Source organism: Pedobacter suwonensis (assembly GCF_900111825.1).
Taxonomy (GTDB): Bacteria; Bacteroidota; Bacteroidia; order Sphingobacteriales; family Sphingobacteriaceae; genus Pedobacter; species Pedobacter suwonensis.
This window is the reverse complement of the sequence record NZ_FOJM01000003.1, coordinates 183,097-208,029: the sequence shown is the minus strand read 5'-3', so window position 1 is coordinate 208,029 and position 24,933 is coordinate 183,097. Positions and strand designations below refer to the sequence as shown.

The following is a 24,933-nucleotide window of genomic DNA, read 5'->3' as shown; positions in this document are numbered from 1 at the left end:
AGCCGGGTTTTTACCCGGCTAAATCTCATCTGAACTATGCAAGAGAATAAAGATAAAAGTATTGAAGATCTGATAGATGACGCCAAAGGCTTTTTAGATGCCAGGGTTGAGTATACCAGACTTTATATTGTAGAAAAAGCGTCGAAAATTTTTGCTGATCTGGTAACCAGTACTACTGTTATCGTTTGCTTTATTTTGGCCTTTTTATTTGGCTCTGTAACATTGGCACTATACGTATCCGACCTTTTGGGCAGTTATGCAGGAGGTTTTGGCTGTGTTTCCCTATTCTATATTTTACTGGCCGTTATTGTTTATTTAACGAAAGATAAATACATTGAAAAAGCCATTATCAATATAGCGATCAGGAAATATTTTGATAAACTTGCAGATAAGGAGGAAGATGAGAAGTTATAAAGACATCCGTAACCTGGAAGACTTGCAGGCCAGAAAATTAGAACTTAAGGTGGAGTATACGCTTAAGCAAAATATGCTTAAAACAGATACCAAAACTTTCTTTAAACAATTTACACTTAGTGCATTGATAAAGAAATATGCAACGCCTAATAACCTGTTCAAAGCCGATGAAAAATTAAATATAAGCGGTACAGCAATGTCATTGCTTTTACCTATGGTGATGAATAAAACCCTATTCAGAGGTGCTGGTTTTTTAACTAAGGCAGCTGTGGGATTCGTATCTGGTAAGGTTGGTAAATCGCTTGATGCGGAACATTTATCGGCAATTTTTAATTCCGTTAAAGGCTGGTTTGGTAAAAGGAAAGAGAAAAAACAAAAGAAATTTATAGACTATGGGATTCCACCAGATAGCGAAACTTATTAGTTCGTTATACAAAACTTAATATTAAAAAGCGCCAAACAAATTTTGTTAAGCGCTTTTTTGGCAATTTAATTGAAAAAGATTCTGTTAGTCTTAATTCTGGATTGTTTAGAAGTTCATTTCATCGTTAGAATAACTTAACATCGATTCTTATCGACCACACTACCTTGATGTATATATCACATTTGTTTTGAGCCAATTAGAGATTTCTTTATTTTTCTTTATAAACAGTTATGCTAATAACCGTCCCATATCCTTTCCCATAATTTATAATCTCCATATCAATAGGTTTATCTAACCCTATATCAAATTTTTCGAAACGTTTAACAGCTGAAGTCTCTTGATCCTTTAAAGCTGGTCCAAAATAATAATTTGAATGCTGTAGGTATTGATCACTATCTGTATAGAAATCAAACATCATGAAAGATTCATTATCTGTTATTCTGACACTTTTAAATTTCTCATTTTTGTTCAAAGGATAATCTCTAAACTCTAAACATTGTGTTGACCAGTACCCATGGTTTGTACCCTCTAAATTGATGCTAGTTAAGCTATTAGTTGTAATTATTGTCCAAAGAAGCACATTGCTCTTTAATAGAGATAGGAAATAAGGTATTTGTTTCATATTTTACATTATAATCTTCGATAAGGTGTAACAATAACTGGTGTATAATTTGGCATACTTGTGACGCGCCCACCGTCTCTTAATACCTGTTCCGTTAGATATTTCAAAAATTGTATCTTCGTGTCCCATACACCAGGGTTTTCTTGTTCATAAAACCAGTCACTTGTTTGCTTTATTGCTCTATCTGTAGCTTTAGCCATTATAAGTGCGGCAAATTTTGCGGATAATACTTCGTTTTTTTTAAAAAACATATTTGTTATTTTCGGATATTCAAAATAAAGCGTGGGAAGTGTAACATGGCCATAATTAAATTTAATATCATTCCAGTTAACAAAACGCGCATCAAAAAACCATTTATCAATTCCACTTACTCCTGCAGTCTGAACATTTCTATTAGTTTTTGATGTAGTAAATACCCATGACGATGGATCTGATTTTAGCCCCCCTGATTGGAATTTTCATCCCCAGCCATTTGTGGACGGAATTGTGTCGCATAAGCTCTGGCTAATTGAGACCAGTCAATATCACCTCTTTCAAACGATGGTATATACTGTCCAGATTTGTTGTCATATTTATCTCTCCCGAATATGTCCTTGCCGGAGCCAAATAAACCCTCATCCATGTCATATCCGAGTTGTGTCCTCCTTTGGAGTCTTTATCGGCCATCCCACTTGGGTCTATAAACCTTACCGGGTTATTTTTTCCGTAAGTATATGGCGACTAGTGCACAGCGACTTCCCCCAGCGCATCTACGCCAGTCCACCTGCCGATTCGACATCACAGCAAGAGTTTTTGAGTTTTTTCAAAATACAATTATTCGAGCTTCAGCTACTTGATAGCAATATTACGCTTAAAATGCAGCTTGGCTTCCATCTCCTGATTGGCACTATCTTTTAATTATAAAAGCATCCTATTACGCATAATCATTAACCAGAAACCAACCCCTATCATAATAAATGAAAACAATATATATATTAATACCATGATGTTTCCTTTTTTAATTTCGTTTTTTGTCTCATTCTTATAAGTTTTAATGATTGCCTTATATTTTTTTTTATGAACAAAGAGAAAATAATTAACCATAGTTATTATACCAATAAGTAGAGGTCCTTCAATAAAGGGATTGCCGAATTGAAGTTTGACACCGAAAAAAGCGTATAAAACAAACCCAGCGGTAAGAAAATTCAACATAATCAAGAAGCTTAAAAATATAAGCGATAATGATAATGCAACATCTCCATTTCCCACGGAGACCTGAAATCTGTAAAATCGATAATAAATGTAATTGATTTTTTTTCTCATTTTTATTTAATTGCTCCATAGCCACCGAAACCTCCGGTTGCTGAATCAAGAATAAAATAGGTTGCGCTAATACCGAACCCAATTGGACTTAGAAAACCAACTCCGGTCATCACTATGTCTATGCCGGCCTTTATTCCAACGGAAGCATCAGTACCACCATTATAATAATACATTCCCGCCCTTGTTGCTGTAATTCCAGTGGTAACAACCGATGCTGTTACACCCAAAACCTTTGTTGCGCTCAGAACTTTAGTCCCTGCCTTACCCAAAGCATTCGTCATTCTCCATGCTTTTTGTGTCTCTCGCAATGCATTAAATTCACTCCAGCTTCGTGCAGATTTGAAATTTGTTCTTACAGCAAAATCCATTAGCTCGTTTTGGGCACTTATTCCGACAGAAAAGCTCCTACACTTGAATTTACATTTCCTAAGGTCCTTTGAAGCACCTCTCTCTGACTAGCTTTCTTATAGGCTAGTCCAATTTCACCACCTTTTATTTCCGCTCTGCTCCGGCCATCGGCTTACTGTCTTGCATGATAAGGTACTAATGTACACAACTGATTTTTATTTTTTCAATCGAGCTTCTTCAGTTGAAAGAAAAAAGAGTTGGCCGTTCGCATCGCCGGACGTTTTAACAGAACAACTTATTGTTGTACTGCCGTCCGATAATGCCATTATGTTAAGCAGCAATGCTGCGCATATCCAGCTGGCCTGCGCACCTGATAAAGCCGATCATCTGTTACGCAAAGGTAGCCCGAAGCTAGGGCAGTAAAGGGACTTTCGCGGCATAACCCCACGCAGCCTTTTACGTACAACCCATTTATTCCACGTTCCCTTGACAGCCCCGTCTTCTCCCGCTTTTTTTGCTTAACAGAAGATCACCTAAACATCTATGCCCAGATTTATATATGCACATAGACAACTAAAGACATAGACACTAAGCGCAGATAAAGCAATTAGCCGGTAAGCAGCAAGTAAATGCGCCCTGCCGGGCGCACCACAAAAAGCCCGGCTGGTGTGGCAGGGCTCGTTGGTGGGAACATTTAAGCATGAACACTAAAAAGTGTCTTTCCTCCATTTTTTTATTTTTCCCTCCAATGATGACCTTTGCTTAACTTGCTCTTTTACCGGATGTTCTTGCTGGTGTTTAAGTAGCTTTTCACGATTGTAATTAGCAACTATAATAAACGATCCAGCTGTAATCACCATATAAAGAATGATCAATAGCCCTCCCTTCATATCTTTGGTAAAGTTGCATTCTAAGAAAAGTTCTCGTCTAAAAAATACAAGTTTAATAGTCAGATAATTGCTATGGGAATTAATACGTAATATTTGCTCGGGATTATATCGTTAAAATAATCACTATAAATTAGCCATGAATAAACGGTGAATACGTTAAAAAAGATCAATAAGGTACTTATAGACGCCACATAGATTAAAGGAATGTCATTCTTTTTCATTCTATCTGTATAGAATTTATAAACCCTAAATAAAAAATAATAATACGCTCTCATCATTCACGTCTTGGTTTATCAAACAAGTATCTCCAGTAGAATATTCGTATATAGCTTTACCTCCAAAATACAGAATACTCACCCCTGCACCAACAGGGGCCATGAAGCCTATTGCACCAAATGTGGCATCCACTAATACCTCTTTTCCGGTAATCTGACCATTTATACATTGATAACCGGTAATTCCAACGCCAGCTAAGCCAGCGGCTGTACCTAATCCTCTAAGTACCGTACCAGTTGTCCTTAGTGCACCAGTAGGAACATGAATATTTGCAAGGGGGACTTAAAATAGTAGTCGCACCCGGTTCCCCATAAAGTGATCTACTCTTGATAATATTTCCAGCCCGATTACCTACGGCACCTGACACATATCCAACACCTGCAAGGCCGTTGCCAATATCACCAGTATTCTTATCGAAATAATTTAGCGCGTTATCTCCCCCCTGACTGGCAACAGCTTATTTATTCCTTTATACCATCATAGATGTCCCTGATTTTTAAGATCAGCAATAAACAGCAACAACAAAAATAGAATGATAGAAATAAATATATATAACTTAACCGATATATCCCAACTTCTCATATTATATCTCCCTGCATCGCGCTCAAACTCTCCAAATACTCCTTCATATAAATGAGCCCTATACAAAATCATGTAGTTCAAAAAGCCTATTAATGCATAAGTAGTTAACATCACTTTTAAGTTGATTAGTTGTCGAAACAATGGCATAAAAACACCCAGTCCTCCAAAAAAAATGAAGACATTTAAGCATAAAAGAGTTGAAGTAACTAAAAAAGCATAAAATACAGGGATGCTGTCTTTTTTCTTCTGATAGAATTTATAAACCTTAAAATTCAAATAATAATACCACATCATCATTTTATTTATTCCAAAAGTCATTTCCTGTAATATATACTTTCCTCCAAAATAAAGTCCCGAAGCAGCCCAGCCCCAACCTGGAATAAAACCAACTCCTCCAATAATAGCGCCCCCTACTTTCAATGAGGCAGCAGCCCGTTGTACAAGTTTAGTGTCAGCGTTGATGGTTCCTATGATTGTCTTAAACGAGGTTGATCCAACAGGACTCTTCCACCCCTCATAAGCTGCTTTGGTAAACTGATAGGCCAGCCGCTTTTCAAGTACTTTTCCTAACTGGTATTCTGCAGCTCCGACCGTAAATCCTAAAGCTGAAACCGTATTTGAAGTGGTGTTCCACGCATTTCCACCAACGCCCCCCTGATTGGCTTCTTTATTTTCAGCTTTAAGATAAGGACTTTTACTATTACCTGGCCTTAATGGTGGTAGAACTACATCAAATGAACCAAAAGAACCAAAACTGCCAAAAGAACCAAAGCCTCCACTTGATTTTGAGCCAGAAGCAGTCACCGTTCCAAGATCTATATCATCATGATTCGGATCATATTTGCCAAAATTACCGTTGTCCAAATCCCCAACATGATAGGTAGTATCCAGCCCCATGTAATCCTGATAGAGTATAGGATTATTCAGTGCATAATGGTAAGCGTTCAGCTCATAATGATTCTCGGCCATGAGATCAATATGGCTATAATTATTTAGCCATAAGCAAAAATCCTCTGGTGAATTTGACTTTTTTGCCAGATTCGCCAGAGGATAATGGTATTTACTCAGATTAAAATGGGTTTTACAAATCCGTCTTTATCTTTAATTCTTTTAATTGTTTTTCGTCAATCGTACTTGGACTATCAATCATCACATCTCTGCCCGAATTGTTTTTAGGGAAGGCAATTACATCGCGGATAGAATCTAAACCAGCAAAAATTGAGGTTAAACGATCGAAACCAAAGGCAATACCGCCATGCGGAGGTGCACCGAATTCGAATGCATCCATTAAGAAACCGAATTGCTTTTGTGCTTCTTCCGCGCTAAAGCCTAAATGTTTGAACATTAAAGCCTGCAACGCACGGTCATGGATACGGATAGATCCGCCACCTACTTCTGTCCCGTTAATGACCAAATCATAGGCATTGGCGCGTACTTCTCCAGGATTGGTATCCAATAGAGCGATATCTTCTGGTTTTGGCGAGGTGAACGGATGGTGCATGGCATGGTAACGTTCGGTTTCTTCATCCCATTCCAAAAGCGGAAAATCCAATACCCAAAGGGCAGAGAAGGTATTTTTATCGCGTAAACCTAAACGATTACCCATTTCTAAGCGAAGCTCATTCAGTTGTTTACGTACTTTATCTGTAGAACCAGCTAATATCAGTAACAAATCGCCTTTTTCTGTTGCGAAAGCCTCACTCCATTGTTTGAGGTCTTCCTCATTAAAAAATTTATCTACGGAAGATTTTATGGTTCCATCGTCATTATGACGGGCATAAATCAAGCCTGTGGCGCCAATTTGCGGGCGTTTGATAAAATCTGTTAGTTCATCCAGTTGCTTGCGTGTATAACTTGCAGCGCCTTTAGCATTGATACCAACAACTAACTCTGCGTTGTCAAATACAGGAAAGCCTTTGCCTTTTACCAGGTGGTTAAGTTCTACAAACTGCATGGCAAAACGGGTATCCGGTTTATCAGAACCATACAAACGCATCGCATCTGCATATTGCATACGAGGTACCTCTGGTAAATCATAGTTACGTACTTCTTTAAATAAAGTACGGATCAGGCCTTCAAAAGTATTTAAAATATCTTCCTGCTCAATGAACGACATTTCGCAGTCAATTTGCGTAAATTCCGGCTGACGGTCGGCCCTTAAATCTTCATCCCTGAAACATTTTACAATTTGAAAATAACGGTCGAAACCTGAAACCATCAATAATTGTTTAAAGGTTTGTGGCGATTGAGGTAAAGCATAAAACTCACCTTCGTTCATGCGGCTAGGTACCACAAAATCTCTCGCTCCCTCTGGCGTCGATTTAATTAATACAGGCGTTTCTACCTCAATAAAATCTAAGGCATCTAAATAACGGCGAACCGATTGGGCCATTTTATGACGTAAAACCAGGTTATTGCGCAACGGGTTACGGCGTAGATCCAAATAACGGTATTTCATACGCAACTCATCACCACCATCTGTTTCATCATCGATCATGAATGGAGGTAATTTCGCCGCATTTAAAATCTCCAAAGCAGAAACTTTGATCTCTACTTCACCGGTCGGCATTTTTGGGTTTTTATTGCTTCTTTCTACAACCGTACCTACCGCTTTGATCACAAATTCACGGCCTAAAGTACGTGCGGTTTCACAAAGCCCGCGATTATCGTCCATGTTAAAAACCAACTGGGTAATACCATAACGATCACGGATGTCGATAAAAGTCATACCGCCTAAATCTCTTGATTTTTGTACCCAACCACATAGCGTAACACTTTCGCCTAAGTTATTTAGGTTTAATGCACCACAAGTTACTGTTCTTAACATATATATAATCTAAATTGAGCGGCAAAAATACCGATTTTGTTTTAAAGTTTAAGATAGAAGATTTAAGGAAAATTTTGCTAATGATTATTATTGCTTTGACCACAAAGGCACAAAGATCACAAAGAAAAATAGTTGGCAATTTCAACAATTAGGTATCTGTTGTAATATGATCCCAGTTATCTTCATAAAACGTGATCCAATTAATTGCCCGATGCCATTCCGGAACTACATCCTGATTGATATTTTGAACTATATCATCTATGCCAGACTGTCTTACTGCCCAATGTATTCTATAAATTAAATCAGAGGCATCAAGGATTTCAGTAGTATCCCTGATCACCGCCCCATTTATAAACTCTTCACTTGACTCCATATATCCTGGGATCAAATTGACTGTTCCAGATGCCTCTTCCCTAGGTAAACCTAAATCATCGATCTTATTTATGGCCCAGAGCATTACATAAAGACATTCAATTGTCCAAGAAATGCTAATAGTCTCTTTTTCACTTAATATATCTTTAGTGAAAAGTTTTTGCTCTCTTGAGAAACGTGGCCCCATAACTTTTCTGTTTTGAGATAAGCGATAATATCTTCTCTATCATCACGATTATCAATTGTGGTATTTAAATATGCAAGAATCAAAATCCGTTTAGCAATATCTGCGGCAGGTCTGATTACCGCTTCGCTTTCTTCCTCTATCAGGGGTAAATATTGATTTATCGGGATGTTATTTTCTTTTAGGATTATTTCAGTTTGGTCCTTACGTTGTTGGGCAGTCATATTTAATGATAATTTAATTTAGCATCACAAACTAAATTTATGCTTTTGATTTTAATCTGCTCAGCGTTTCTTGTGATATGTTCAGGTAAGAAGCCACCATCCTATTAGGCAGGCGCATTACCACAGTTGGATTCTGCGCCAGCAACTGGCGGTAACGCTCGGTCGCATCAAGTGTAATAAACGACATTAAGCGGTTGGTATTGGTTACGTAAGCATATTCCAGATAATGACGGTAAAATTTCTCCCACTGCGGGATCATTTGAAGCAACTGTTGAAAATCGTTTTGAGAAATGTAGTATAGACTGGTATCTTCTACAGCTTGGACATATTCCTTGGAGATATCGTTGGTAATGAAACTTACCAGGGCTGAGGCAAACTGATTTTCAAAAGCAAAATGCCGGGTGGCTTCCGTACCACCGGCCGTTAGGAAGAAAATTCGTAAGCAACCTTTATCAATAAAGTAAAGACGCTGACATGTTTCCCCAGGACTGATCAGGATTTCGTTTTTCTTTACCTGCATCATCTTGAAAAAAGACAATACCTGTTCAAGCTCCGCATCGCTAATGATAATTTTTGCGCTGATATAACTGGAAAGCTGTTCTTGCATGATATGACTTTTACCAAATGTAACAATGTTTAGGTTTTGGAGGTAACCTTCTCAGCCAGTTTACGTGCGTTGGGAATAATAATGAAAGCTGCCAGATAAGCTACGGGTAACATTACGCTCCAGGCCTTCAGGAATTTGAGGAACCAATCCTCGCCGAAACCATAGTTTCGCATTAAACCCACAAATGCCATAATTAAGGTCATTGGGATCACCACAAAAAGTGTGTTGATGTGTTTGAAATGTTCTTTTTTCATATTGATTTTTTTAATACACCAAAGTTGAGCGTATTAAAAAACTTAACCTTTGATGTAAGTCAAAAAATGAAGCAAGCTAAATTTAAGTAACATGACAAACCTGATAAAAATATTTCTTATGAATAGCATTTAGAAACCGGAATTCTAGGGAAATCGCTTTTAACTTTTCTCTGTTAGTTTCCAGCTCTTTCTGCGCATGCTTAAGCGTTATGTTTGCCACGGAAGCACGAAAAACACGAAAAAATTTAATCTACTCCGTGATTTCTGTGGCTAATTAATTTTTGCACATTTTTTAAAAGCAATATCCCTAGCCTGAATTCGATTCATGGTTTTTTTTGAAGATATTCATAATGAAAGTTTAATATTTTTCTTCCAGCACAATTTCAAGCGCAACTACCTTCCACTCTCCTTTAATATTTTTCCAATGATAAATTTCTTCAGTCTGTACGGTCTGTTTTTTTGAAAAAATAAGCAGGTTTGGTTTTATAAGAACCGATTTACGTGCAATTTTCTCAGTAAAAATATCATTCTCTGCAGAAGATCTGATTCTATAATGACTAGTTTGTATGGTTTTGGCTCCGCTGAAATATTTTTTTAGGTCGATGGTAAAATCACGTTTGTTTATCGCAGTTTTTTCAAAGGGTGTGAAACTCAAATCGTCGGCAAACATATCCGTATACGCTACGACATCTTTACTCTCCAGCGCCAGGTTTGCTTTTTTATGTATTTCGTTTATTGCTGAAATGATTAAGTCGGTTTCCATGCCATGAAGTTAGCGGTTTGGATCAGGGATTTCAAATTTATGATGAACTCGCAGCTGAATTTCCATAAATGTTAAAAAGCAAAGGCATTTAATTGCCGATACTTATCAATCATTTCTGTTTTCTGGAAATAAGCGGCAGCATTTCATCGGTTTATTTAACAAGGGGGTTGTTTAAGTGGTACCAAAAGCGGGACTGAAATTGCGAAAAGTGGAGAACCCCTCATTTCCCCATACTTAAAAAGTATTTCTATTTTTTTGGAAATGAAAGGTAGCATTTTATAGGTGCTTTCGTCCCGCCATTCGCTTGTAGTCCTCATTTCGTTTCCCTCCATTCCGGGCTACTCGCTGCTGTCGGGTTTATTAACAAGGGTTTGTTCAAAATAGCAGGTCCCTCGCGGAGGCTCAGATAAGATAAACCTGATTGTCGGGGGAGCGCTTCCGATCCTTCATCGTAACTCGTACCCAAAGCGGGACTGAAATTGCGAAAAGTGCAGAACCCTGCATTTCCCAAACACTTAAAAAGTATTTCTATTTTTTTGGAAATGAAAGGCAGCATTTCATAGGTGCTGCAGACCCGCCATTCGCTTGTAGTCCTTATTTCGTTTCCCTCCATTCAGTGCTACTCGCTGCTGTCAGATTTATTAACAAGGTTTGTTTACAATAGCTATTTTAAGGGGTTAATTAAAGATTTGGGTTTCTGGCACATGCTTAGCTTAAATAAACCTGATCGGACGGACGCCAATTTCCTTCAAATTGGCTGGAGGGAGAGCAGGGCTGAACATGCCAAAGGCACAGAACCCCTCATTTCCAAAAACCTGAATATCAATAGTCATCTGTTAAAGTAGTGCTTTAAAAGAGCCTGATTTATATGTATTCGTCATGCTGAATTTATTGACGATTCAGAAGTGAAAATATCTTACCTGAGATAATTTAAATATACTATGTTTCAGATATTTCCGCAGTGTTAACCAGAAATTAAGATATTTTAAAATTTTTTTTACCTTGATGCAACGTTTTAAAATCACTGATGTCTTATCATCAGAATATTCGAAATTTTGGAAGCCGTATACATCGATAAAAACCTCGAACTCGTAAAAAAATGCATGCAGGGCAGTCGCGCAGCACAGTTTGAATTATACAAGCTGTATGCCAAGGCAATGTATAATGTGGCGCTGCGCATTTTAAATTATGAGGAAGAGGCAGAAGATGTTTTACAGGAAGCATTTTTAGATGCATTTACCAGAATTGTCGATTTTAGACAGGAAACTACCTTCGGCCTTTGGTTAAAGCAGATAGTGATCAACAAATCCATCAATTACCTGCGTAAGCGCAGGATGGAGTTTGTAAGTACAGACGAAATATCGGAAGTGCCTGATGAAGATAGTTTTGATTACAGTGAAATGCAGTTACAGGCCGAAGAGATAAGGCAGGCCATTATCCAATTGCCAGACGGCTACAGGGTGGTGCTGAGTTTGTACCTGTTAGAGGGTTATGACCATGAAGAAATTGCGCACATTTTAAAAATAAGCGAAAATACCAGCCGTACACAGTACATGAGGGCTAAAAAAAAGTTAAAGAGTATTTTAGAAATGAAAGGGATGAGAGATGAATAATAGATTAGAAACCTTTGTAAAAGAAAACCGAAAAGCTTTCGATATCATGGAGCCTTCGGCAGATCTTTGGGCAAAAATTGAACAGGATTTAGATCACAAAAAGAAAAAAAAACCGGTAAAACTGTATTTATGGATGAGCGCAGCGGCAGCTGTAGTAGTCGTTTTTGGTTTGGTCTGGTTATACGTAGGGAAATTGCAAAACAAAGATTTAGAAATAGCCGACGTTAGTGCTTCATATGCCAAAAAGGAAGTTCATTTTACTGGTCTAATTACCGAAAAGAGGGATAGCTTAGCCATTTTTGCCTCTGCAAATCCGGAACTTTATAAAAAATTTACGGCTGATTTAAGAAAACTCGATGAAGATTACGAAAAATTAAAAGCAGAGTTGCCAACTTCGCCCAACCAGACTTTTGTGGTAAAGGCTATGGTTAAAAACCGTGAAATACAATTACAGTTATTAAAACAACAATTATTAATTATTAACCAAGTTGATGATTACAAAAGAGTTAACCAGATTTAATACAGGGCAATAAAACAGCTCTGATACTGAAATCGGTCTTGATGCTTGATTCAACACACTTGATGCTAAGAGGAGAACGCTCACCACATCGAAAGTTTAAGGCCAGCCGGCAGGTTTTAAGCATACAGGTGTTTAATATTTAACAACATGAAAACAATAAAAATATTTTTGGCCCTTTTGGCTTTAATTGCCGTAAAAACCAGTGCGCAAGAAGCGATGGTGAATAGTCCATCGGAGAAAGTGCTTGTAGAAAATGTGGAGAAATCATCGCTGATAGCGATGGTAAGTAACTCAAAATATAAGCAAACGGGCAGCGATGCGGAACGTTCAAAATCATTTAGCAAAAGTTTTAATATAGATAGAAATGATAAAGTGAATTTAAATAATCAGTTCGGATCTATTGTAATTAAAACCTGGGATAAAAAAGAGGTGCGTGTGGATATAGATATTAAAGCCTATGCCAACTCAGATGGTGATGTACAGAAATTGATCGATGGGGTAAGTATTGATGCTACTAAAAATGGCGACGTGGTTTCATTCAAAACTAACATGGGCGACAGAAACGGACGTTATGGACGCGGGGTAAAAAATGGAGTAACTACCTGGCGAAGGGAATTAAAGGTGAATTACACGGTGTTTATGCCGGCAGTAAACCCTTTAACTGTGCTACAACAATATGGTAATGTTGAAATGGGTAATTTTGCAGGCCCAACCTCACTAAAAGTGGAATACGGCAATCTTGTAGCAGGAAACCTCAGCAATACCAACAACTATATCAATGTTCAGTACGGGAAATGTGATATTCAGGATTTAAATGCAGCTGTGATTAAGCACGAATATAACGGACCTGTAACTATTGGTGCTGTAGGGACTTTGGAACTCGTTGCTGAATACGTAGCCGTAAACATCAATACCATCAGAAGATCTGCAGATATTAAAGTGGAATATGGTAAAGGCTTAACCGTTGGCACCATAGGTGGCAACTTGCTCTTGAGTGCCGAATATGCCAAAGTAAACATCAATACGGTTAAAGGAAATGCGGTAGTTAAACAGGCTTATGGCGATTTAAACATTGCATCAGCAGGTAAAATTGCTGTTAACGCAGAATATTCTAACGTTAATTTAGGTACGTTGAACGGTGATGCGACTATCAAAATGGATTATAACCGCTTAAATGTGAATGAAATTACTCCGGCCTGTAAAAACTTTACTTTCGGGGGTGAATATGCAAATGTTGGATTGGGCTTTGCAGATCGTTATAATGGTAATTTCAATGTTTCTACTTCTTATGCCGGCTTTAAATATGGTTCAAACGTAACATCAAGTTTGGTTAGCAAAGATGATGAAACCAAACGGTATACGGGCAAAATCGGTAGCGGTGGCGCTGCAAACGTATCCATCAGATCTGAATATGGTTCCATTACCTTTAAATAAGACCTCATAAACCAAACAAACAAGGAGCCTTGCCGCATTGGCAGGGCTTTTTTAATATAATGCCTAAATTTTGTACAGACGATTGGCAAAAGAATTGAAGCCCTAAATACAACAGACAAATAAAACAAATAATGAAAAAAATTATTTTATTGATGCTTTTGCCATTGGCTGCTTTAGCTCAACCTAATAAATTAACCAAAGCAGATAAAATTTATGGACTATCGAAATTTTGGCAGGAGGTAAATTATAACTTCGTTTATTTAAACAAAATAGACCGGGTGAAATGGGATAGTACTTATAAAGCATTAATTAATACGATACCTGAAACGCCTAATGACTATGAGTACTATCGGGAAATGCAAAGATTTTGCGCGATGCTTAAAGATGGGCATACCAATATTTATATGCCGGGCGGTAAAGATTTCGAACCGCTGAATACCATGTTCGGCGATTATCGTTTGTTTATTGAGAATGTAGAAAATAAAGCAATCATTACACATGTTAACCTGAGCAAGAAAGATGAGATCCCGGTTGGAAGCGAGATAATAGCGGTAAATGGAGAGGCCACGGACAAATATATAGCTGAAAACGTTTCTCCATATATTTCTTCCTCTACTGACTATGTTTTACAGGATTGGTGTATCAGTAAATTACTTCAGGGGATTGAGGGTAGCCAGTTTGAAATTAAAATTAAAAAACCAGGAGGACAGGTTTTAAGTTTAAAATTAACACATGGGCAAACAGCGGAAAAAGAAATTTATCCGGCCTTTCCTGCAGTATCGTCGCTTCTTGATTTTAAATGGTATCCTAATCAGGTAGCTTATGTTGCGCTAAACTCCTTTGGAGAGGAGAAAATTGATTCTCTTTTTCTGACTAAGTTGCCGGATTTATACCAAGCCAAAGCAATAGTTATTGATTTAAGGAACAATGGAGGCGGAAGTACAGGAATTGGAAGTTATATATTAAAATATTTAACCAATGACAGCTTACTTTATGGCTCACGCTATTCTACCAGACAACTCACTTCTGCATTCAAGGCCTGGGGTAAATACACTTCTGCAAAAGATACGGTAAATAGCGAATGGAATAAAAAGGCATTTCTGACCTATCAGGATAATTATTTCTATAATTTTGATTATTATCCGCTTAAAAATACACTCTCGGCAAAGCGGATCGTAGTACCCACAGTTTTATTAATTGGACATAATACTGCTTCGGCCGCTGAAGACTTTTTGATTTACGCAGACAATCAAAAGCACATGACCAAAATTGGCAGAAATTCTTTCGGAAGTACCGGACAGCCATACCTCTTCGATTTACCCGGCGGTGGAAGTGCGAGAGTCTGCACAAAAAAGGATACCTACCCAGATGGTCGTGAGTTTGTAGGTAATGGTGTAAAACCAGATATAGAAGTAATTCCAACGCTAAAGGATTTTATTGCCAATAAAGACGTAACCTTAAACACAGCACTTGATTACCTCAATAAGAAGATAAAATAGTCAACACCAAATAAATGATTAAGTCTCATCTTATTAGGTGAGACTTTTTTATATTTATTGCCGATGAAAATTTATCTGATCATGCTGTTGAATATCTTTTCTTTTACCGCGCTGGCTCAAGATGCCCCGGTTAAATGGGCTACGCAGGAAACTTTTTTCGAAGATCTGATTGGGAAAAGCTTACCCACTTTTAATGGGGTAACGGTCAATAACAAGCCGTTCTCCAATATCGACCTTAAAAACCAGGTGGTAGTGATTAACTTCTGGTTTGAGAAATGCCCACCCTGTATAGCCGAAATGCCAGAATTGAATAATTTTGTGGATAAATATGGTAAAAAGTCCGTTCGGTTTATTGGCATTACACATGATGGCCCCGCCAGTGCCAAACGATTTCAAAAGCGCAACGGTTACCAATATGAAATTGTATCATTAAGCAAAGATGAGATTAGAAACCTAAATATCAATCATGGTTTTCCGTCGAATGTGTTGGTTGGAAAGGATGGTAAGATTGTTTATGCCACAGCCAACATTTCTTTTTGCGATCCGCAATTTAAAGCTAAATCGGCTCTTTTTGAAGAAAAATTAAAATCGTTATTACTCAAAGAGCTGGATTGATGTAAGAAACCTAAAGTTTTAGAGAACGTATTCGTCATTTATAGGTTTAACGGGCTCTGGAATTTCTTCTTCTTCAAGCATTTGCAGGAGATTGATTTCTATCGTTCTTGTAATTTGGTTAAGCGGAACACCAGCCGAATTGTTTTCGAAAGGGTTAACCAGGCTCATTCCATTAATCTGCGTAGAAACAAATACGAAACCGATCAACCAACCCAAAAATATAGATGCCGGACCTGCATCCTCACTGATTACCAGGGTAAATGTTACGACAAACAGCCAGATAAATACTTTAGTCAGATAAGAATAGGTAGTAGGGAAAATGGTGTTTTTAATACGCTCACTCATGCCCATTGAATCCGAAAATCTGGTCAGCATTTCATTGATTTCAATAAAACGGAAGCCATCAATAGCATTTGATTTTGATAATCTTTGTAAATCTCTCGATTGGATATTTAAAAGGGCATTATGCTTGTTGGTATGTTTTTCTATTTCTTTCAGATCGGCCTCGGTTAAATATTTGGTATAAATCTCATCTATCGTTCCTCTCAAATTGGCCTTTAAGGCATATAAAAAACCAATATGCCTGTAAATCATACGTTTTACGCTTTCTTCGTCTTGATCAACATAATTGAGCAACGCCCTTGCAAAAGAGCGTGAATCATTTACCAAAGCGCCCCAAACTTTTCTTGCCTCCCACCATCTATCGTAAGCCTGGTTATTATTAAAACCGATAAAAAAAGCAATGGCTGTACCTAAAAGTGTTGGGATGATAGATGGAACGGAGAAATGATGGGAGATTAAATATTCGCGTACGAGATAAGCTACGGTGCAGGAGGCAATCATAATCAGGTCAACTTGCCACGTATTTCTTAAAATTCTACTTAATCTGATATTCTGTATTAACAACATATAATATGACGGAAAATGAATGAGCTCCGGATGAAATTACAAAACTAAAGCCAAAATGTTTGATCATGTAACAAATTAAGCGACGAAGATTACAGGTTGCCGTTTATGGCGTAAATGTTTATCTTGGGAAACCAAATATTCCTGACCATTTATGAGCGACCATTTACCCAAGAACAATATTTTTAAAGTAATCGGTGCATCCTCTTTGGGTACATTGATCGAATGGTATGATTTTTACATCTTCGGCAGCCTTGCGGTTATCATTGGTCATCAGCTATTTCCGGAGGATGCAGGTGCATCAGCCTTAATCAACACGCTGGCTATCTTTGCGGCGGGTTTTATTGTTCGTCCGTTTGGTGCATTGGTTTTTGGCAGACTTGGTGATTTAATTGGCCGCAAGTATACTTTTTTGCTCACTTTGGTGCTTATGGGCGGATCGACTTTTTTTATCGGGTTGATCCCTTCTTATAAAAGCATTGGTTATGCTGCCCCAATTCTGGTTTTAGTTTTGAGGTTAATCCAGGGTTTGGCTTTAGGTGGCGAATATGGGGGTGCGGCTACTTATGTGGCAGAACATGCCCCAAAAAACAAACGTGGCTTTTTTACCAGCTGGATCCAGACCACCGCTACATTGGGTTTATTCCTCTCGTTAGGGATTATTGTGATCACAAAAAATATCCTGGGTGCCGAAACGTTTGGAAATTGGGGTTGGAGAATCCCTTTTCTGTTATCGATTGTACTGGTTGTGGTATCGATTTACATCCGCATGAAAATGCACGAGTCGCCCCTGTTCTCTAAACTGAAAGCTGAAGGAAATATTTCGAAGAATCCATTAAAAGAAAGTTTTAACAATAAGGCTAATTTTAAAATGGTGCTCCTGGCATTGTTTGGCGCCACAATGGGTCAAGGCGTAGTCTGGTACACCGGACAGTTTTATGCACAATCCTTTTTAGAAAATACCTGTAAGCTGGATTTTAACGATTCGCGGTATATTTTACTCTGGGGAATTGCTTTTGCTACACCGTTTTTTGTGGTTTTTGGTGCCTGGAGTGATCGGGTGGGACGAAAGTGGATCATGTTAAGTGGAATGCTTTTAGGCATTCTGTTTTACCGGCCAATATATCAGGTCTTTTTAGATGATACCGATTATACCAAAATTGAACAAGCTGATATTTTAGCTGTCACCCCAGCTCGCGCAACTGCTGTTTTAATGGAAAATTTAACCGATAGCTTACGAACCGTTTCTACCAAAGTAAGCCTTAAAAACGGAGCTTCCTTTAACAGGGTGCAAACAGATACCGTTTCTGCAACAAGGGGGATTCTTTTGGGCAAAGAAATTATAAAAGATAAAGTTTTGCCAACACCGGTATTCTGGAAATTTGTTGGCTTGATTTTCTTCCAGATTTTGCTGGTTACCATGGTTTATGGTCCAATTGCGGCTTTCCTGGTCGAATTATTTCCGACCAAAATCAGGTACACCTCTATGTCGCTGCCCTATCACATCGGTAATGGTGTTTTCGGGGGGCTTGTGCCATTTATTGCCACACTAATTGCAAGTTTTTCAGGCGCCACACCATTGTCCGGTCTTTGGTATCCAATTGGGGTAGCAGCGCTAAGTTTGGTTATTGGCGCAATCTATTTATCAAATAAAAGAGACGAAAAAATTAACGATTAAATAAGATGAATACGTTAAAGAAATTTTTAGGCCTTGTTTGGATGGTTTTAGGACCATTAACGATGACTTTTTTGTTTATCCAGGCGATAGATAAGGTAGGCTTAACGCATACCGATATCGAACGTACCAATACCATATTGCAGTGGGCAATTATTCTGTTTATTTTCCTCCCCATTAGCCTGGGTTTGATGATATTTGGCTTTTATGCCTGGAAAGGTGAGTACGATCACCTGCCAGAAAGTTCCGAAGAATTGTAGTTTTTTTAGCTAAGCTCCTCAAAGATTTAGCTTCCGGGCCTTGGTATCCTTGACCTCGCTATACTCCGCCACCATTGCAGAATTCTTTAATGTGGCCGTTATCTTAAACTGGAGTAATGCAGAACGGAGAGATCTATAAATTTAAGTCAATACTATGCAATCGTTCCCGACATCGTTTGCAATGTTTAATTTATAAAAAACTTCTTTCTGCTGAGTTTTAATGTTTAAAATTGTTCATCATATATTTTTAAAATACGGCTGCGTAATGAAGTTTAACCTTTTACGTGGCCGGTTTTAATTTTAGCCTAACCAAATGGATATGAAAGTAATCAGCCTGTTCTTTCTGCTTGTATTATCATTTGCCGCAAATGCCGCTGATGTAAAACCTGATTTTATTGTGGCTGCAGATGGAAGTGGAAATTTTAAAACCATACAGGAGGCCATTCATGCGGTGCCCGATTTTAGGAATAAAATAACCGTAATCTTTATCAAAAAGGGTGTTTATAAAGAGAAATTGATATTACCTGGCTCTAAAAGGAATGTGAAATTTATTGGCGAAAGTTTAAATGAAACCATTTTAACTTATGATGACTACGCCCGGAAAAAGAATATTTTTGGTGAAGAAAAAGGGACATCCGGCTCATCAAGCTTTTACATTTATGCCGAAGGCTTTTCAGCTGAGAATATCACTTTCCAGAATTCATCAGGCCCTGTAGGACAGGCTGTAGCGGTTTGGGCAGGTGGAGATAAATTAATTTTTACCAATTGCAGGTTTTTGGGCTTTCAGGATACGCTTTATACTTATGGAGGCAATAACCGTCAGTATTATAAAAACTGCTATATTGAAGGTACGGTTGACTTTATCTTCGGGGCATCGACGGCCTGGTTCGAAAGCTGTACCATTTTTTGCAAAAAAGCAGGTTATATTACGGCTGCCTCAACGGCTGATACCACAAAATTTGGCTACGTTCTCAACAGATGTACAATCAAAGGCGATGCACCAGCCAATAGCTTTTATTTGGGCCGTCCATGGAGGCCATACGCAAAAGTGGCCTATCTCAACTGCGAATTACCTGATTTTATCCGACCGGAAGGCTGGAACAACTGGGATAAAGAAAGCAATGAAAAAACGGCTTATTTTGCTGAATATAAGAGTACTGGAAAAGGATCCGATCCTAAAAACAGGGTAAAATGGTCACACCAACTGACAGATGAAGAATATAAAGGCTATATTTTAGAAAACGTTTTCCGTGGATGGAATCCTGAAGCAAAATAATGTTGTAAACGACTGATTTACTGTGTTTAAAGTTCTGTCTGTAATGAGTGTTTTGCTGCATTTTCCGGCAACGATTGCATAGATTTCTCTTCTGTTTTAACTTCAAACAACGTACACTTGTTATTACAATAACCAAGTATAATTTAACAGCGCAAATAATGAAACATATTTCTGGCCGTTTATGCCATATTAAAGTAGCTCTCGCTTGCTTAGTTTTAACAGCAGCTGGTTCTGCCATGGCGCAACAAAAGCCAGGCTTACCCATTATCCGGCAGGTTAAATTTAAAGAAGATACCACGAGTATTGTTGCTTTTGGCGCAAAAGGCGATGGTATTACCTTAAATACCGAAAGCATTAATAAAACCATTAGCAGCGTGAGTGAAAAAGGCGGAGGAGTGGTGTTAATCCCGTCGGGTTTATGGTTAACTGGTCCTATCGAACTAAAAAGCAACGTAAACCTGCACCTTAAACGCGATGCCATCCTACAATTTACGGCAGATTTTAATCAATACAAATTGGTAGAGGGAAACTGGGAAGGTCAACCCGCATGGCGGAACCAAAGCCCGATTTCAGGGATGAACCTTGAAAACATTGCCATTACCGGAACAGGAATTATCGACGGGAATGGTGGTGCCTGGCGTATGGTTAAAAAAGATAAACTTACTGAAACACAGTGGAAGAATCTCGTAGCATCCGGAGGCATCGTTAAAGCCGACGGAAAGATGTGGTACCCATCTGAAAAAACCCTTAAAGGCTCGAATACCAAAAACGCCGGTGTAATTGAAGCTGGCAAAACTGCCGCAGACTATGATGATATCAAAGATTTTCTTCGTCCGAATTTATTGGTGTTAACAGGCTGTAAAAAAATACTTTTAGAAGGGGTTACCTTTCAGAATTCGCCGGCGTGGAATTTACACCCTTTGCTTTGTGAAGATCTAACCTTAAGAAATTTGCAGGTAAAAAACCCTTGGTTTGCACAAAATGGCGATGGTGTTGATGTAGAATCATGTAAAAACGTATTGATTGAAGGCAACACTTTTGACGTTGGAGACGACGGAATCTGCATTAAATCAGGAAGAGATGAAGCGGGCCGCAAACGGGGTATACCAACTGAAAACGTGATCGTTAGAAACAATGTGGTTTACCATGCACATGGCGGTTTTGTAATCGGTAGCGAAATGAGTGGCGGGGCAAAAAACATCTGGGTGTACAACTGTTCTTTTATCGGTACTGATATTGGTTTACGCTTTAAAACTACTCGTGGCCGTGGCGGTGTGGTCGAGAATATTTATATCAATAACATCAACATGATTGATATTCCCGGCGAGGCCATTTTATTCGATATGTATTATGCAGCTGTTGATCCGGTTCCCCTGGCTGGCGAAAAGCGGGAAGCCATTAAAACCGTTACCGTTCCTGTTACCGAAGCTACCCCACAGTTCCGGAACTTTTATATCAAGGATGTAGTGGCTAGTGGTGCCGAAAAAGCGATATTTTTTAGAGGTTTACCTGAAATGAACATTAAGGATATCTACCTGGAAAACGTAACCATCAAAGCGAAAAAAGGAATCGAAATCATTGAAGCTACCGGAATTTTTCTGAAGAACATCAACATCATTGCAGAAAATACCAGTCCCTTGGTGATGATCCAGAATGGATCAAATATCAATATCAGCAGCTTAAAGTACCCTGATAACAGCAAATTGCTTTTTGATGTTTCCGGCGAAAAAACAAAAGGTGTAAAAATTGTTGCAACGGATGTTTCTAAAGCTAAAACAGCTGTCGTTTTAGGTACAGGTGTAGCAAAAAAAGCACTGGAAATTTCAAAATAACAACATGATGAAACAATCGATCTTATATACAATAGTTGCATTTATTGGTTTTTCTGTTTTAACACAACGTGGGTTTGCCCAAAAAAAGTTATCTGAACAGTTAACCTTAACTGCGATGGAAAAACTGTTTCAGGATACGACGCTGCTAAAAGGTGCCAAAGGCCCCAAATGGACTTACGACATGGGGGTTGTTCTGGAAGGTGCAGCTGCCGTTTGGCGAAATACCGGCGACGGGAGGTATTTTAAATATATCCAAAGTTCGATGGATGCCTATCTGGATAAGGAAGGTAACATTGCTACATATAAACCGGAAGATTTTAATATTGATAACATCAAAAATGGCCGCTCATTATTGCTGTTGTATAAAGTTACCGGGCAGCAGAAATACCTGTTAGCCGCAACTAAATTATACGATCAGCTGCAAAAACAACCGCGTACCAGAGAGGGTGGTTTCTGGCACAAGAAAATTTATCCAAACCAGATGTGGCTGGATGGTTTATACATGGGTGAGCCATTCTACGCTGAATATGCTAAACTGATGAAAAAGGATGCTGCTTTTGATGACATTGCTAAACAGTTTATCCTGATGGAAAAAAACTCGCGTGATGCAAAAACAGGGTTGCTTTACCATGGCTATGATGAAAGCAAAACCGAACAGTGGGCAGACAAGATAACCGGGCGTTCGCCAAATTTTTGGGCCAGGGCAATGGGCTGGTACATTATGGCTTTGGTGGATGTGCTGGATAATTTTCCTGCAGATCATCCGCAAAGGAAAGAACTACTGGCTATTTTAAATCGTACGGCAACTGCAGTAGTGAAATACCAGGATCCAAAATCAGGTGTTTGGTTTGATATTCTAGATATGCCAACCCGAAGAGGAAATTACCTGGAAAGTTCGGCATCGAGCATGTTTGTGTATGGTTTGGCTAAAGGCATTCGTAAAGGCTGGTTAGCATCATCTTTTATGGCTGCGGCTAATAAAGGTTATGCGGGTTTAAAGAAAGAGTTTGTGGAACAAGCAGGAACTGAAAGGATAAATTTGACTAAAACAGTTTCCGTATCCGGTTTGGGTGGAAAACCAAAATACCGGGATGGAAGCTTCGACTACTACATTAGTGAAAAAGTAATTACCAATGATCCGAAAGGCGTAGGCGCATTTATTTGCGCTGCTGCTGAAATGGAAATAAACCAGTTGCCAAAACCGGGAAAAGGATTAACCGTTACCATTGATAATTTTTTCAATAATGAGTATATGGTTGGCCCAACCGGAGATAAAATCCCTTTCCATTACTTATGGGAAGAAGATGATAACAATGGATTTTCTCTATTCGGAAAAATGTTTAACGATGCTGGTGTAAAAACCAATACGCTTAAAGTTGCACCAACAACTGTAAACTTAAAAGGCAGCAATATTTATATTATTGTAGATCCGGATACTGAAAAAGAAACTGCGAAGCCCAACTACATGAATGCTGAGCATGCGAAACAAATTGCAGACTGGGTGAAAGCTGGTGGGGTTTTGGTACTGCTCCTAAACGATGCAGGCAATTGCGAAATTTCAAAATTCAATGTTTTGCCCGAAACCTTCGGAATCCATTTTAATGAGGATAGCCGAAACAAAGTTCAGGGTATGAATTTTGAACAAGGAGCAATAAAAATCCCGGAAGGAAACGTTATTTTCAAAACAGCTAAGAAAGTATACATCAAAGAAATATCGACTCTTGTGGCTAAGAGTCCCGCTGTTTCTGCTTTAGCCGATAAGGGAGACGTGATTGTTGCCACCGCAAAATATGGCAAAGGGACAGTTTTCGCCGTCGGTGATCCATGGTTTTATAATGAATATATCGATGGTAGAAAACTACCTGCAGAGTTTGAAAATTTTAAAGCCACGAATGATCTGGTGAATTGGTTGATCAAGCAAGTGCCGGGGAAGAAATAGATTTATTAACCACAGATGAAGTGGATGAACACAGATAAATAGTGGTTTGTAGAGACAAGAACCGCGGTATAAGAGAAGGAAAAGTACTCCGTGCTAATCTGTGTCTCGGTGGTAAAAACTAACCATGGCGTAAAATAAAATTAATGGTCTGTGATGACGCAGACCACGGAACAAACAGAATGATGAAAATGAGAATATTGTTAAGCCTAATCTGCAGCACTTTATTATTGTCGTGTTATGCACAACAATCTGTTGATTCTACAGCAGATAAAATGCTGGTTTATCAATTAGGCAATGGCGGCTGGCCAAAGCAACTGGAAGATAAAAGTGTAGTTAACTACGACGCGGATTTAACACCAGCCTTGTTGGATAAAATAAAGGCAACTAAAGATTTACATGCCACTTTCGATAATAAAGCTACCAGTAGAGAAGTTGTTTACCTGGTAAAGGCATATAAAAAAACGCAGAACAAAGCTTATTTAGCTGCTGCTGAAAAAGGCCTCGATTATATTTTATCGGCACAGTATGCCAATGGTGGCTGGCCACAATATTATCCTGATCAATCTTCTTACCGATCGGAGATTACTTACAACGATGATGCAATGATCAATGTGCTGAACATATTACAGGATATTGCCACGCAAACAAATGATTTCGATGTGGTAAACCCAGTCTACATGAAAAAAGCAGGAAAAGCAGTTGCGAAGGGAATTGATTGTATTTTAAAAACGCAGGTGAAACAAAATGGCGTATTAAGCATTTGGGCTGCACAGTATGATAAAGATTCGATGTTGCCCGCAAAGGCCAGGGCTTTTGAGCCAGCCTCATTGAGTACCAGCGAATCTGTAGGGATTGTACGCTTTTTAATGCGGATCAAAAATCCTTCTGTTGCAGAAAAAAATGCCATTACCGCTGCAGTAAAATGGTTCGATACCTATAAAATTGTAGGCTTCCGTTTTGATAGGCCGAAAAATCCTAAAGCCAATGTCAAAGCTGCGGCCTTGATCCAAGATTCAACGGCAATTGCCTGGGCGCGCTTTTACGACCTTGATCAAAATACCCCGATTTTTGGTGATCGCGACAATACGATTAAAGCAAAATTAGAAGAATTAAGCCTTGAAAGGCGCAATGGGTATGCCTGGTATGGCAACTGGGCGCAGAAATTAATTGAAAAAGAGTACCCGAAGTGGTTAACCACAAATGGCAAATAAACAGAAGTATACTCTTCAAAAAGAAATATAATTCACCTTGTGCCTCGTTGCCCTGGTGGCCAAA

The 24,933-nt window shown here is 38.6% G+C and carries 24 protein-coding genes and 1 pseudogene; 14 read left to right on the top strand and 11 right to left on the bottom strand.

Going from position 1 to position 24,933, the window contains the following annotated elements:
* Positions 1 to 36 precede the first annotated feature (36 nt).
* Positions 37 to 414 carry a hypothetical protein gene (locus tag BM107_RS05395; protein WP_090981047.1) on the top strand — a complete coding sequence of 126 codons (378 nt, stop codon included), beginning with the start codon at positions 37 to 39 and terminating at the stop codon, positions 412 to 414.
* On the top strand, positions 401 to 838 hold the full coding sequence (locus BM107_RS05390; RefSeq protein ID WP_090981045.1) for a hypothetical protein: 438 nt from the start codon (positions 401 to 403) through the stop codon (positions 836 to 838). The genes BM107_RS05395 and BM107_RS05390 overlap by 14 nt, the downstream gene beginning before the upstream one ends.
* Positions 839 to 1,046: 208 nt before the next feature.
* Here BM107_RS05390 and BM107_RS05385 read toward each other — a convergent pair whose 3' ends face one another.
* The 4 genes from BM107_RS05385 to BM107_RS05365 form a co-directional block, all read right to left on the bottom strand.
* Positions 1,047 to 1,460, bottom strand: a complete 414-nt coding sequence (locus BM107_RS05385) for a hypothetical protein (protein ID WP_090981043.1) — start codon at positions 1,458 to 1,460, stop codon at positions 1,047 to 1,049.
* Positions 1,461 to 1,468: 8 nt separating this feature from the next.
* Positions 1,469 to 1,711 carry a hypothetical protein gene (locus tag BM107_RS05380; protein WP_090981041.1) on the bottom strand — a complete coding sequence of 81 codons (243 nt, stop codon included), beginning with the start codon at positions 1,709 to 1,711 and terminating at the stop codon, positions 1,469 to 1,471.
* Positions 1,712 to 2,357: 646 nt separating this feature from the next.
* Positions 2,358 to 2,762, bottom strand: a complete 405-nt coding sequence (locus BM107_RS05370) for a hypothetical protein (protein WP_090981039.1) — start codon at positions 2,760 to 2,762, stop codon at positions 2,358 to 2,360.
* Positions 2,763 to 2,764: 2 nt separating this feature from the next.
* On the bottom strand, positions 2,765 to 3,130 hold the full coding sequence (locus BM107_RS05365) for a hypothetical protein (protein WP_090981037.1): 366 nt from the start codon (positions 3,128 to 3,130) through the stop codon (positions 2,765 to 2,767).
* Positions 3,131 to 3,308: 178 nt separating this feature from the next.
* On the opposite strand from BM107_RS05365, the gene BM107_RS05360 reads away from it, so the two are divergent.
* Entirely contained in the window at positions 3,309 to 3,533 is a 225-nt protein-coding gene (locus tag BM107_RS05360) for a hypothetical protein (RefSeq protein WP_090981036.1), read from the top strand.
* Between the two features lie 1,220 nt (positions 3,534 to 4,753).
* Here BM107_RS05360 and BM107_RS05350 read toward each other — a convergent pair.
* From BM107_RS05350 to BM107_RS05320, 6 genes and pseudogenes are all read right to left on the bottom strand, one after another.
* Entirely contained in the window at positions 4,754 to 5,827 is a 1,074-nt protein-coding gene (locus BM107_RS05350; protein WP_090981034.1) for a hypothetical protein, read from the bottom strand.
* 112 nt (positions 5,828 to 5,939) lie between these two features.
* Entirely contained in the window at positions 5,940 to 7,685 is a 1,746-nt protein-coding gene (gene aspS, locus BM107_RS05345) for an aspartate--tRNA ligase (protein ID WP_090981033.1), read from the bottom strand.
* 148 nt (positions 7,686 to 7,833) lie between these two features.
* A pseudogene (locus BM107_RS05340) lies at positions 7,834 to 8,465 on the bottom strand (DUF4272 domain-containing protein).
* 37 nt (positions 8,466 to 8,502) lie between these two features.
* Positions 8,503 to 9,072, bottom strand: a complete 570-nt coding sequence (locus tag BM107_RS05330) for a Crp/Fnr family transcriptional regulator (RefSeq protein WP_090981031.1) — start codon at positions 9,070 to 9,072, stop codon at positions 8,503 to 8,505.
* Positions 9,073 to 9,101: 29 nt separating this feature from the next.
* The gene (locus BM107_RS05325; RefSeq protein WP_090981030.1) at positions 9,102 to 9,326 is read right to left on the bottom strand and encodes a DUF2798 domain-containing protein; all 225 of its coding nucleotides are present in this window, start codon (positions 9,324 to 9,326) and stop codon (positions 9,102 to 9,104) included.
* A gap of 358 nt (positions 9,327 to 9,684) precedes the next feature.
* The gene (locus BM107_RS05320) at positions 9,685 to 10,089 is read right to left on the bottom strand and encodes a hypothetical protein (RefSeq protein ID WP_090981029.1); all 405 of its coding nucleotides are present in this window, start codon (positions 10,087 to 10,089) and stop codon (positions 9,685 to 9,687) included.
* Between the two features lie 1,055 nt (positions 10,090 to 11,144).
* On the opposite strand from BM107_RS05320, the gene BM107_RS05310 reads away from it, so the two are divergent.
* The 5 genes from BM107_RS05310 (at position 11,145) to BM107_RS05290 (ending at position 15,770) form a co-directional block, all read left to right on the top strand.
* Entirely contained in the window at positions 11,145 to 11,702 is a 558-nt protein-coding gene (locus BM107_RS05310; RefSeq protein ID WP_208864337.1) for an RNA polymerase sigma factor, read from the top strand.
* On the top strand, positions 11,695 to 12,222 hold the full coding sequence (locus BM107_RS05305; protein WP_244278737.1) for a hypothetical protein: 528 nt from the start codon (positions 11,695 to 11,697) through the stop codon (positions 12,220 to 12,222). The genes BM107_RS05310 and BM107_RS05305 overlap by 8 nt, the downstream gene beginning before the upstream one ends.
* A gap of 147 nt (positions 12,223 to 12,369) precedes the next feature.
* The gene (locus tag BM107_RS05300) at positions 12,370 to 13,656 is read left to right on the top strand and encodes a hypothetical protein (protein ID WP_244278736.1); all 1,287 of its coding nucleotides are present in this window, start codon (positions 12,370 to 12,372) and stop codon (positions 13,654 to 13,656) included.
* Positions 13,657 to 13,787: 131 nt separating this feature from the next.
* Complete coding sequence (locus tag BM107_RS05295) at positions 13,788 to 15,155, top strand: S41 family peptidase (protein WP_090981026.1); 1,368 nt, start codon at positions 13,788 to 13,790, stop codon at positions 15,153 to 15,155.
* Positions 15,156 to 15,218: 63 nt separating this feature from the next.
* The gene (locus BM107_RS05290; RefSeq protein WP_090981025.1) at positions 15,219 to 15,770 is read left to right on the top strand and encodes a TlpA family protein disulfide reductase; all 552 of its coding nucleotides are present in this window, start codon (positions 15,219 to 15,221) and stop codon (positions 15,768 to 15,770) included.
* 18 nt (positions 15,771 to 15,788) lie between these two features.
* Here the strand turns inward: BM107_RS05290 and BM107_RS05285 are convergent, their stop codons facing one another.
* The gene (locus BM107_RS05285) at positions 15,789 to 16,679 is read right to left on the bottom strand and encodes a bestrophin family protein (RefSeq protein ID WP_090981024.1); all 891 of its coding nucleotides are present in this window, start codon (positions 16,677 to 16,679) and stop codon (positions 15,789 to 15,791) included.
* Positions 16,680 to 16,830: 151 nt separating this feature from the next.
* Here BM107_RS05285 and BM107_RS05280 point away from each other — a divergent pair, with 151 nt between their 5' ends.
* The 6 genes from BM107_RS05280 (at position 16,831) to pelA (ending at position 24,869) form a co-directional block, all read left to right on the top strand.
* Positions 16,831 to 18,354: an MFS transporter gene (locus tag BM107_RS05280; protein WP_090981023.1), complete on the top strand. Its 1,524-nt coding sequence runs from the start codon at positions 16,831 to 16,833 to the stop codon at positions 18,352 to 18,354.
* 5 nt (positions 18,355 to 18,359) lie between these two features.
* On the top strand, positions 18,360 to 18,611 hold the full coding sequence (locus tag BM107_RS05275) for a DUF6814 family protein (protein WP_090981022.1): 252 nt from the start codon (positions 18,360 to 18,362) through the stop codon (positions 18,609 to 18,611).
* A gap of 319 nt (positions 18,612 to 18,930) precedes the next feature.
* Positions 18,931 to 19,887: a pectinesterase family protein gene (locus BM107_RS05270; protein ID WP_090981419.1), complete on the top strand. Its 957-nt coding sequence runs from the start codon at positions 18,931 to 18,933 to the stop codon at positions 19,885 to 19,887.
* A gap of 158 nt (positions 19,888 to 20,045) precedes the next feature.
* On the top strand, positions 20,046 to 21,719 hold the full coding sequence (locus BM107_RS05265; protein ID WP_090981021.1) for a glycoside hydrolase family 28 protein: 1,674 nt from the start codon (positions 20,046 to 20,048) through the stop codon (positions 21,717 to 21,719).
* 4 nt (positions 21,720 to 21,723) lie between these two features.
* On the top strand, positions 21,724 to 23,658 hold the full coding sequence (locus BM107_RS05260) for a glycoside hydrolase family 88/105 protein (protein WP_317614795.1): 1,935 nt from the start codon (positions 21,724 to 21,726) through the stop codon (positions 23,656 to 23,658).
* Positions 23,659 to 23,846: 188 nt separating this feature from the next.
* Positions 23,847 to 24,869 carry a pectate lyase gene (gene pelA / locus BM107_RS05255; RefSeq protein ID WP_244278735.1) on the top strand — a complete coding sequence of 341 codons (1,023 nt, stop codon included), beginning with the start codon at positions 23,847 to 23,849 and terminating at the stop codon, positions 24,867 to 24,869.
* Positions 24,870 to 24,933: the final 64 nt, after the last annotated feature.

What these genes read in the sequence shown, in the direction of transcription:
- BM107_RS05290 (WP_090981025.1), top strand. Translation starts at nt 15,219, where the DNA reads ATGAAAATTTATCTGATCATGCTGTTGAATATCTTTTCTTTTACCGCG.
- BM107_RS05325 (WP_090981030.1), bottom strand. Translation starts at nt 9,326, where the DNA reads ATGAAAAAAGAACATTTCAAACACATCAACACACTTTTTGTGGTGATC.
- BM107_RS05280 (WP_090981023.1), top strand. Translation starts at nt 16,831, where the DNA reads ATGAGCGACCATTTACCCAAGAACAATATTTTTAAAGTAATCGGTGCA.
- BM107_RS05395 (WP_090981047.1), top strand. Translation starts at nt 37, where the DNA reads ATGCAAGAGAATAAAGATAAAAGTATTGAAGATCTGATAGATGACGCC.
- pelA (WP_244278735.1), top strand. Translation starts at nt 23,847, where the DNA reads ATGAGAATATTGTTAAGCCTAATCTGCAGCACTTTATTATTGTCGTGT.
- BM107_RS05295 (WP_090981026.1), top strand. Translation starts at nt 13,788, where the DNA reads ATGAAAAAAATTATTTTATTGATGCTTTTGCCATTGGCTGCTTTAGCT.
- BM107_RS05350 (WP_090981034.1), bottom strand. Translation starts at nt 5,827, where the DNA reads ATGGCCGAGAATCATTATGAGCTGAACGCTTACCATTATGCACTGAAT.
- aspS (WP_090981033.1), bottom strand. Translation starts at nt 7,685, where the DNA reads ATGTTAAGAACAGTAACTTGTGGTGCATTAAACCTAAATAACTTAGGC.
- BM107_RS05390 (WP_090981045.1), top strand. Translation starts at nt 401, where the DNA reads ATGAGAAGTTATAAAGACATCCGTAACCTGGAAGACTTGCAGGCCAGA.
- BM107_RS05260 (WP_317614795.1), top strand. Translation starts at nt 21,724, where the DNA reads ATGATGAAACAATCGATCTTATATACAATAGTTGCATTTATTGGTTTT.
- BM107_RS05265 (WP_090981021.1), top strand. Translation starts at nt 20,046, where the DNA reads ATGAAACATATTTCTGGCCGTTTATGCCATATTAAAGTAGCTCTCGCT.
- BM107_RS05330 (WP_090981031.1), bottom strand. Translation starts at nt 9,072, where the DNA reads ATGCAAGAACAGCTTTCCAGTTATATCAGCGCAAAAATTATCATTAGC.
- BM107_RS05305 (WP_244278737.1), top strand. Translation starts at nt 11,695, where the DNA reads ATGAATAATAGATTAGAAACCTTTGTAAAAGAAAACCGAAAAGCTTTC.
- BM107_RS05270 (WP_090981419.1), top strand. Translation starts at nt 18,931, where the DNA reads ATGAAAGTAATCAGCCTGTTCTTTCTGCTTGTATTATCATTTGCCGCA.
- BM107_RS05275 (WP_090981022.1), top strand. Translation starts at nt 18,360, where the DNA reads ATGAATACGTTAAAGAAATTTTTAGGCCTTGTTTGGATGGTTTTAGGA.
- BM107_RS05385 (WP_090981043.1), bottom strand. Translation starts at nt 1,460, where the DNA reads ATGAAACAAATACCTTATTTCCTATCTCTATTAAAGAGCAATGTGCTT.
- BM107_RS05285 (WP_090981024.1), bottom strand. Translation starts at nt 16,679, where the DNA reads ATGTTGTTAATACAGAATATCAGATTAAGTAGAATTTTAAGAAATACG.
- BM107_RS05370 (WP_090981039.1), bottom strand. Translation starts at nt 2,762, where the DNA reads ATGAGAAAAAAAATCAATTACATTTATTATCGATTTTACAGATTTCAG.
- BM107_RS05300 (WP_244278736.1), top strand. Translation starts at nt 12,370, where the DNA reads ATGAAAACAATAAAAATATTTTTGGCCCTTTTGGCTTTAATTGCCGTA.
- BM107_RS05380 (WP_090981041.1), bottom strand. Translation starts at nt 1,711, where the DNA reads ATGTTTTTTAAAAAAAACGAAGTATTATCCGCAAAATTTGCCGCACTT.
- BM107_RS05365 (WP_090981037.1), bottom strand. Translation starts at nt 3,130, where the DNA reads ATGGATTTTGCTGTAAGAACAAATTTCAAATCTGCACGAAGCTGGAGT.
- BM107_RS05360 (WP_090981036.1), top strand. Translation starts at nt 3,309, where the DNA reads ATGTACACAACTGATTTTTATTTTTTCAATCGAGCTTCTTCAGTTGAA.
- BM107_RS05320 (WP_090981029.1), bottom strand. Translation starts at nt 10,089, where the DNA reads ATGGAAACCGACTTAATCATTTCAGCAATAAACGAAATACATAAAAAA.